Source organism: Caballeronia sp., from assembly GCF_049581465.1.
GTDB lineage: Bacteria > Pseudomonadota > Gammaproteobacteria > Burkholderiales > Burkholderiaceae > Caballeronia.
This window is the reverse complement of the sequence record NZ_JBAUSA010000431.1, coordinates 1-6,884: the sequence shown is the minus strand read 5'-3', so window position 1 is coordinate 6,884 and position 6,884 is coordinate 1. Positions and strand designations below refer to the sequence as shown.

The following is a 6,884-nucleotide window of genomic DNA, read 5'->3' as shown; positions in this document are numbered from 1 at the left end:
GTCGAATGCCTGTTTTGCTCCTGTTTGCTTGGTCGCGTGGACTTACGCCTTGGCCGTTTTTCGGCTTTCGCCGGTTTTGGGCAGCAAGATCGTCAGCACTCCGATCAATGGCAGGAACGAACAAACTTTATAGACATAATCGATACTCGTCGCGTCAGCCAGATGGCCAAGGACCGCCGCGCCAATGCCGCCCATGCCGAAAGCCAGGCCAAAGAATAGTCCCGCCACCATCCCGACCTTGCCGGGAATCAGTTCGGTCGCGTAAACGAGGATCGCTGAGAACGCCGACGCCAAGATCAAGCCGATCACAACGGATAAAACACCCGTCCAGAACAAATTTGCGTACGGCAACATCAATGTGAAGGGTGCAACACCAAGTATGGATACCCAGATCACGACCTTGCGACCAATCTTGTCGCCGACAGGCCCCCCAACGATGGTGCCTACTGCGACTGCTGCCAGGAACCAGAACAAATGGACTTGAGCGGTTTCGACGGGCAAATGGAATTTGCTGATCAGATAAAACGTGAAGTAACTGCTGATGCTCGCCAAATAAAAATACTTCGAGAAGACCAGCAGCATCAACACGGCCATGGCCATCATCACCTTATTGCGCGGCAACGTGGATACCGCGCCTGCACCCCGGGACTTTTTCACCGCAGGATGCCGCTGATACCAGCGACCGATATTCGCCAACACGATGATGGCGAGCAAAGCCGCGGCCGAAAACCACGCAATGCTGCGCTGTCCATTCGGCATCACGACTAACGCGGCGAGTAACGGTCCAAGCGAGCTGCCTGCATTGCCGCCAACCTGAAACACCGACTGCGCGAGGCCATGCCGGCCGCCCGACGCCATGCGCGCCACCCGCGACGATTCAGGATGGAATATCGACGATCCGCATCCGACAAGCGCTGCTGCCACGAGCAATACCGGAAAACTTCCAGCCATCGACATTAACAACAGGCCGCACAGCGTGAAGCCCATTCCGACCGGCAACGAATACGGCTTGGGATGCTTGTCGGTATAAAGCCCGACCAGGGGCTGCAATAGCGACGCCGTAATCTGGTACGTCAGCGTAATCAAGCCGATCTGCCCGAACGATAATGAAAACTCGGCCTTGAACATCGGGTAGATAGCGAGGATCAGCGACTGGATCATGTCGTTGAGCAAATGCGCAAAACTGATCGCGCCCAATACGGAAAATATCGTCCGAGGAACAACCGGACTCAATGCCGGAGCGGCGCCGAGCGCGCCTTTGTCGATGCTGGTCTGCATGATGGGCCGGGAAGTCTCTTTTTGCGGTCACCCTGCGTGATTGCCGAGTGTCACCTCTTACCAATTTTAAGGTGTCCTGTGCGCATTGTCCGGCCAATATTTGTCGCGAAGCGGACAGTAATTTCCCAACTATTGAAACGTTTGCTGAATAATCTCTGCTAAAGATCGGTGCTTCACCCGCCGTAGACCATTGATGCAGGCATGCGCCCGCCCGGGTTCGCACTGAACCTTTAGGGCGCATCGTCAATTAAACAGGGAATCTGATCGATGAAAATGTTTTCGCTGGGCACTCATCGCGGCGCGGGTTTCATTCCCACAACAATGCCCGGTAGTCTTTCCGCCAGAACGAGCGGCCGCGGGTTGTCGGTCAAGGCGTCGTTGCGGCTCGCGTTCGCAGTCCTTTTGATCGGGACGCTGGCGGTCGGCGTGATCGCGCTCACGCAAATCAGCCGGCTCAACGGTTCGACGGCATCGATCTACCGCGAGGGGTATGTCGCAAGCCGCGCCGCCGAGGAACTGCGTAGCGACCTGTTGCGCGCAAGCCGCTCGCAGAAGATGTTGCTCACGGCAACGACCGCCAAGGAACGCGACGAGCTGGGCGCGGACATAGAACACGCACTCGCCGATATCGCCCGCGAGCAAAGCAATCTGCAAAACTATGCGGACCCGTCCGGTGGGTTGAAGCGCCTCGGGACGGCGGTGGGTACCTGGAGCGTTGACTTGCGTGCGTTCGTTACGTTGGTGAAGGCACAGTCGCTCGACTTGCAGCAGATGAACTGGCAGGTCGGTATTAGCGATGTCTCGCTGCTGGTGGCGACAGGCAAGCTGGAAAAACTCGTCAACACGCTGATCGAGGAGCGCGGCGCGGCGGCGAAGGCGACCATCGACAACGCCGCGTCGATCTTCCACGCATCGTTCGTGATGCTGGCGGCGCTTACGCTCATCCTGATCGCGCTGGCGTTCGTGGTGAGCGAATGGGTCGTGCGGCGACTCGCGAACCAGCTCGGCGGTGAACCGGCCTATGCAAAGGAAATCGCGAGCCGGATCGCATCGGGCGATTTGTCGAACCGCATCAACATTTCTGGCCACGATAAAGCCAGCATGCTCCACGCATTGTCGGGCATGCAGTCGGGGTTGTCGGTGACTGTCGCTGAAATCGCGGCGAGTGCCGAGGCGATCGCGTCTGCGTCAGGCGAAATCTCGCAAGGCAATGTCGACTTGTCGCATCGGACGGAACAGCAGGCGGTCGCGCTCGAAAAGACGGCAACGAGCATGGAACAACTCACGTCGACGGTGCGCCAGAATGCCGAGAACGCCAAGCAGGCCAGTTCGCTTGCGTACAGCGCGTCGGACATCGCGGAGAAGGGCGGCGTGGTCGTCGCCCGCGTGGTCGCAACCATGCAGCAGATCAATGCGAGCGCGAAAAGTATCGGCGACATCATCGGCGTAATCGAAGGGATTGCGTTCCAGACCAATATCCTGGCGCTGAACGCGGCCGTCGAGGCGGCGCGCGCGGGCGAGCAAGGGCGCGGTTTCGCGGTCGTCGCAGGCGAGGTGCGCAATCTCGCGCAACGTTCGTCGTCGGCGGCGAAAGAGATCAAGGGCTTGATCAGTACATCGGTGGCGCGCGTAGCCGACGGCTCGACGTTTGCGCACGAAGCGGGCACGACAATGGACGAGGTGGTGAAAGCGGTGAAGCGCGTGACGGACATCATGGGCGAGATATCGTCGGCGTCGGCGGAGCAGAGCAGCGGTATCGAAGAGATCAATCACGCCGTTACGCAAATGGATGCCGGCACACAGCAGAATGCGGCGCTGGTCGAGGAAGCAGCGGCCGCCGCGCAATCGCTCGATGACCAGGCGCGTGCGCTCAAGCAACTGGTCGGGAAATTCACGCTGGCGCGAGTGGATTCGTGACTTGTGAGTCTCTGATTGATTTACAACGTTTCAAAAGCGTGGGCTTGGCGAGAGGCCCCGCTTCGTTCTAGAATGCGCGACGGGCACGGCAGGGTGCCCGGTCTCGCGAAAGCGACAGCACCTGTCATGCGTTATCGCTTCCTCTGGATAAACCGCAACGTTGAACCTTTAGCCGCAGCGAGAACGGCGTTACAAGGAAAAACGTCATGTGGTCTACATCCTGTCCCGTATTTAATTCTTCCGTTCCGAATTCCGATTTTCTTCGACGGCACGCCCGCCGGTTGCTTCGCCTTGTGCTTGCCGACAGCGCCAGTACAGCGTTGCCCGTTGTGCGACGATTGCTGGCGGCCGGCGTCACTCGTAGTGAAGCCCTGGCCGGCCTGTATGCAGTGCGTGAGCAGGTCCAGCTCAAACATGTGCTGAACATGCTCGCTGTCGAACTCGGTCATCCTAGTTGGGACGCGTGCAAGCAGGTTATCGATACGCAGGCGCCTGCGGCCATCGATCGCTATCGCTTCGACGCCGGCGCGTTCAATGACTACGAGAAGGTGTGGTTTGCGGGAGCGCTGGCCGCGAGTGCGTGGCAGCGGGAGCATGGCGGGTACATCGTGGAATATGGGGATCAGGCGGTGGCGATCTTGTGGACGGAGTCCGCGACTCCCGGCACGCTCAAATCAACTCCACTTCCTTCCAGTCCGCATTCTTAAAGAACCGGCTCAACTCGCGCATCAACTCATTCAACGCAGCCATTTCCGGCTGCGTGATCTTGCGCACGTGCTGCTGCACCGTCCAGTCGCCGTACAGCATGGCTACCGTGATGCCATTGGCTTTGACCGGCAATAGCACGAACGCGTGGGCATCGCCGAAAGAAGGTTTGAACCACTTCGGCAAACGCGCGTCGATCCGCGGATCGCGCGCGTTCTCAATAAAAATTCCCACCGGATTTGCGATTGCCAGATGGAACACATCCGGCTGGAAAGCAGTGGAAAACGTTAGCGCTGGCAACAGGGCTTCGACGCCCGGTCCAAGTCCAATGCGTGCCTGGAATTCTTCGTTGGCCTGGCGCACGAACACCACCGTGCGCGAGAACGAAAGCCCGGCGAGCACCGCTTCAGACGCCAGCGCAAGCACAGGCCCGAGCGAGTTCTTCGACGGCATCGCGCGCAAGTCCGTCAGGCTTGCACCGATCCGCGCTTCCGCCGATACCCCCGCGCGCGCGATCGCGTCGGCATCGGCTCGCAATTCGACGATCTCGCGCATCACGCCGTCGCTGGTTTCTTCGTTCGCGAGCGCAAGACTCATTGCGGCGAGGGTGGAGGCGTCAGTGGACAGCGCGTGGCTATAGCGGTGCGCGATCTCATTGAGCGCCGTCTCGCGATGCGTCTGGTCAACATTCAGCGCGGTGAGCGCATCCGCGACTTCGGTGGAATAGTTGGTCACCGCCTGCAACCAGAGGACATGGCGCGGCGTTTTTCCGTCGGGAGTTGCGAGCGGATCGCTGGTCTGCATGCCCTGGCGGATTGTGTGCGGCAAGTGCCAGCGGTCCGCCGCTTCATTGCCGATTTCCTCGAACGTCACGCCAAGCAGTGCGCCGCACGCGAGGCTGTCGCTGATTTCCTCTGCGGCCGCCTTGCGGCGTAGTTGGTCCCACTCGGTTTCGAGATAAAACGCGACCAGCAGTTTGCCGATCTGCCGCATCAGCGTGCAAACCACTGCTTCCTCCGACGCCCGGAATTCGCTCGATTCGGTCACTTGCCGGGCGACCGCGCCGGAGAGCAGCGTGCGGTTGAGTTCGAGCTTGGCATCGATACGTCTTGGCGCGCTCTGGTGGAAATGGTCCACGAGCTTCAAGCCGACGACCAAATGGCCGACCGCGTCCATGCCAAGCACCATCAACGCGCGCGTGACGGTCGTGATGTTGCCGCCGAACGAGATGTACATCGCTGAGTTGGCAAGCCGCAAGACCTTCTGCGTGAGGCCGAAGTCCGACAGAACGACCTGGACGAGGGCAGTGAAGTCCAGGTCGTCGTCGCTCATCGCGGACACAGTGGTGCGCAACGCTTGCGAGAGCATGGGGAAATCCCCGCGCTCACTCATGCGCTTCCACAACTTGTCCAGTAATTCGGCCTTGGAATTGCTTGCCATGCGTTTGGTTTGAAAACCTTACCCGTTCAGGCGAAATACGCCGGAACGCCTTGAATCGTCGACTCGGGTCGAAGTGTAATGCACGGAGCAAATGTGCATAAATCCTTTATCGGCGTTATCACGCACAAGCTTGATGGTGAATACGCGTGGATTTAGCAATGGACCGCCTGAATGCTGACATTTATGCGAAGGTATCTCATAAAGACGCGTGGCGAAAGAGCGTTTTGCTCTCGAAGCAACGCGCAAGTTCGGCCGCGGGAAGCGCTTTGCTGATCAGCCAGCCCTGAATCTGGTCGACGCCCATCTCGACCAGCATGTCGCGCTGGGCTTCCGTTTCGACGCCTTCCGCGACCAGTTCGAGCCCAAGCGACTGTGCAAGCCCCACCACCGCCGTGACGATCGCGCGGTTATTGCGCGAAGTAATCAGGTTTTCGATGAAACTCCGGTCGATTTTCAGCTTCGACAAAGGAAAGCGTTGCAGGTAAGACAAGCTCGAATAGCCGGTCCCGAAATCATCGATGGCAAAGCGGATCCCAAGCCCTGCCAGCGCTTCCAGCAGGCGCGTGGCTTCCTCGGGATCGTGCATCAGCAGGCTTTCGGTGATTTCGAACACAAGGCGCGTTGGATCGATGCCGGTCAGTTGCAGCGCTTCCTTCACATTCTGCGTGAAACGCTTGTCGCGGAATTGTTGCGGCGAGACGTTCACTGCCAGGTAGTCGATCGTGATCCCGTCCAGGTCCCACTGCACGAGTTGCATGCACGCGGCTTTCAACACCCAGTTGCCGAGATAGTTGATCAAGCCGATGGATTCCGCGAGCGGGATGAAGGTGGTGGGCGGCAACAGTCCGTGCAGCGGATGCTGCCAGCGGATCAGCGCTTCCACGCCGGTCACGCCGCCGCCCACGCTGTGCGTGATCGGCTGGTAGTGGAGCGAAAACTCGCCGTTGCGCACGCCTTCATAGAGATCGGCTTCGAGCTTCAGGCGTTCGGCGTCGCGGGGATCGTCGTCGGGGACATGGAACACGACAATGTTCCCGCCCGATGTTTTCGCCTGCGACAACGCGTGGTCCGCCATGCGCATCAGGCTGCTGCTGGCGTGTTCGACAGCATCCGGGAAAATCGCCGCACCAATGCTCGCCGACAAATGGGTGTGCTGCCCTCTATACCGGTAGGGCTGCGCAATCGCGCTCAACAGGCGCCGGCCAACGTGTTCGGCCGCTGCCGCCGCTTGTTCCATCGTGCCAGTCGAGAGCAGGACGGCAAACATGTCGCTCGCCACGCGGGCCACACGCTCGCCGGTGCCGGCGGCATGCTGGATGCGTCGTGCGGTTTCGCGCAGCATGTCGTCGCCGGCGTCATAGCCCAGCGCGCGGTTGATGCGCTGATATCCATCGATATCGATCAGCAGCAAGGCCGCGTGCGTCTCCGTATGGAGGGCTTCGGCCTGGGCCGCGTCGAGCGCGGTCTTCAGCGATGTCAGGTTTTCGAGGCCAGTCAGCGAATCGTGATGGAGCGCATGCAGCAGCGTGCGCTCGCGCTCGCGC

At 59.8% G+C, this 6,884-nt stretch carries 5 protein-coding genes; 2 read left to right on the top strand and 3 right to left on the bottom strand.

The genetic code is table 11. The features are described 5' to 3' along the window. Nucleotides 1-42: 42 nt before the first annotated feature. Nucleotides 43-1,278, bottom strand: a complete 1,236-nt coding sequence (locus WCA53_RS10815) for an MFS transporter (protein ID WP_423909045.1) — start codon at nucleotides 1,276-1,278, stop codon at nucleotides 43-45. A 267-nt stretch (nucleotides 1,279-1,545) separates the two neighbouring features. Between WCA53_RS10815 and WCA53_RS10810 the strand changes: the two genes are divergently transcribed. Continuing rightward, nucleotides 1,546-3,195 (top strand): methyl-accepting chemotaxis protein, encoded by a 1,650-nt coding sequence (locus WCA53_RS10810; protein WP_423909041.1) that lies wholly within the window; start codon nucleotides 1,546-1,548, stop codon nucleotides 3,193-3,195. Nucleotides 3,196-3,401: 206 nt separating this feature from the next. After that, entirely contained in the window at nucleotides 3,402-3,902 is a 501-nt protein-coding gene (locus WCA53_RS10805; protein ID WP_423909037.1) for a hypothetical protein, read from the top strand. Here WCA53_RS10805 and WCA53_RS10800 read toward each other — a convergent pair. Both WCA53_RS10800 and WCA53_RS10795 read right to left on the bottom strand, forming a co-directional pair. Continuing rightward, on the bottom strand, nucleotides 3,865-5,340 hold the full coding sequence (locus WCA53_RS10800) for an HDOD domain-containing protein (protein WP_423909033.1): 1,476 nt from the start codon (nucleotides 5,338-5,340) through the stop codon (nucleotides 3,865-3,867). The two genes, WCA53_RS10805 and WCA53_RS10800, sit on opposite strands and share 38 nt — an antisense overlap. Nucleotides 5,341-5,536: 196 nt before the next feature. Next, nucleotides 5,537-6,884 (bottom strand): putative bifunctional diguanylate cyclase/phosphodiesterase (locus WCA53_RS10795; protein ID WP_423909030.1); only part of this gene is annotated, 1,348 nt, incomplete at its 5' end.

Coding starts and splice junctions, on each gene's coding strand:
- WCA53_RS10815 (WP_423909045.1), bottom strand. CDS start 1,278: ATGCAGACCAGCATCGACAAAGGCGCGCTCGGCGCCGCTCCGGCATTG.
- WCA53_RS10810 (WP_423909041.1), top strand. CDS start 1,546: ATGAAAATGTTTTCGCTGGGCACTCATCGCGGCGCGGGTTTCATTCCC.
- WCA53_RS10805 (WP_423909037.1), top strand. CDS start 3,402: ATGTGGTCTACATCCTGTCCCGTATTTAATTCTTCCGTTCCGAATTCC.
- WCA53_RS10800 (WP_423909033.1), bottom strand. CDS start 5,340: ATGGCAAGCAATTCCAAGGCCGAATTACTGGACAAGTTGTGGAAGCGC.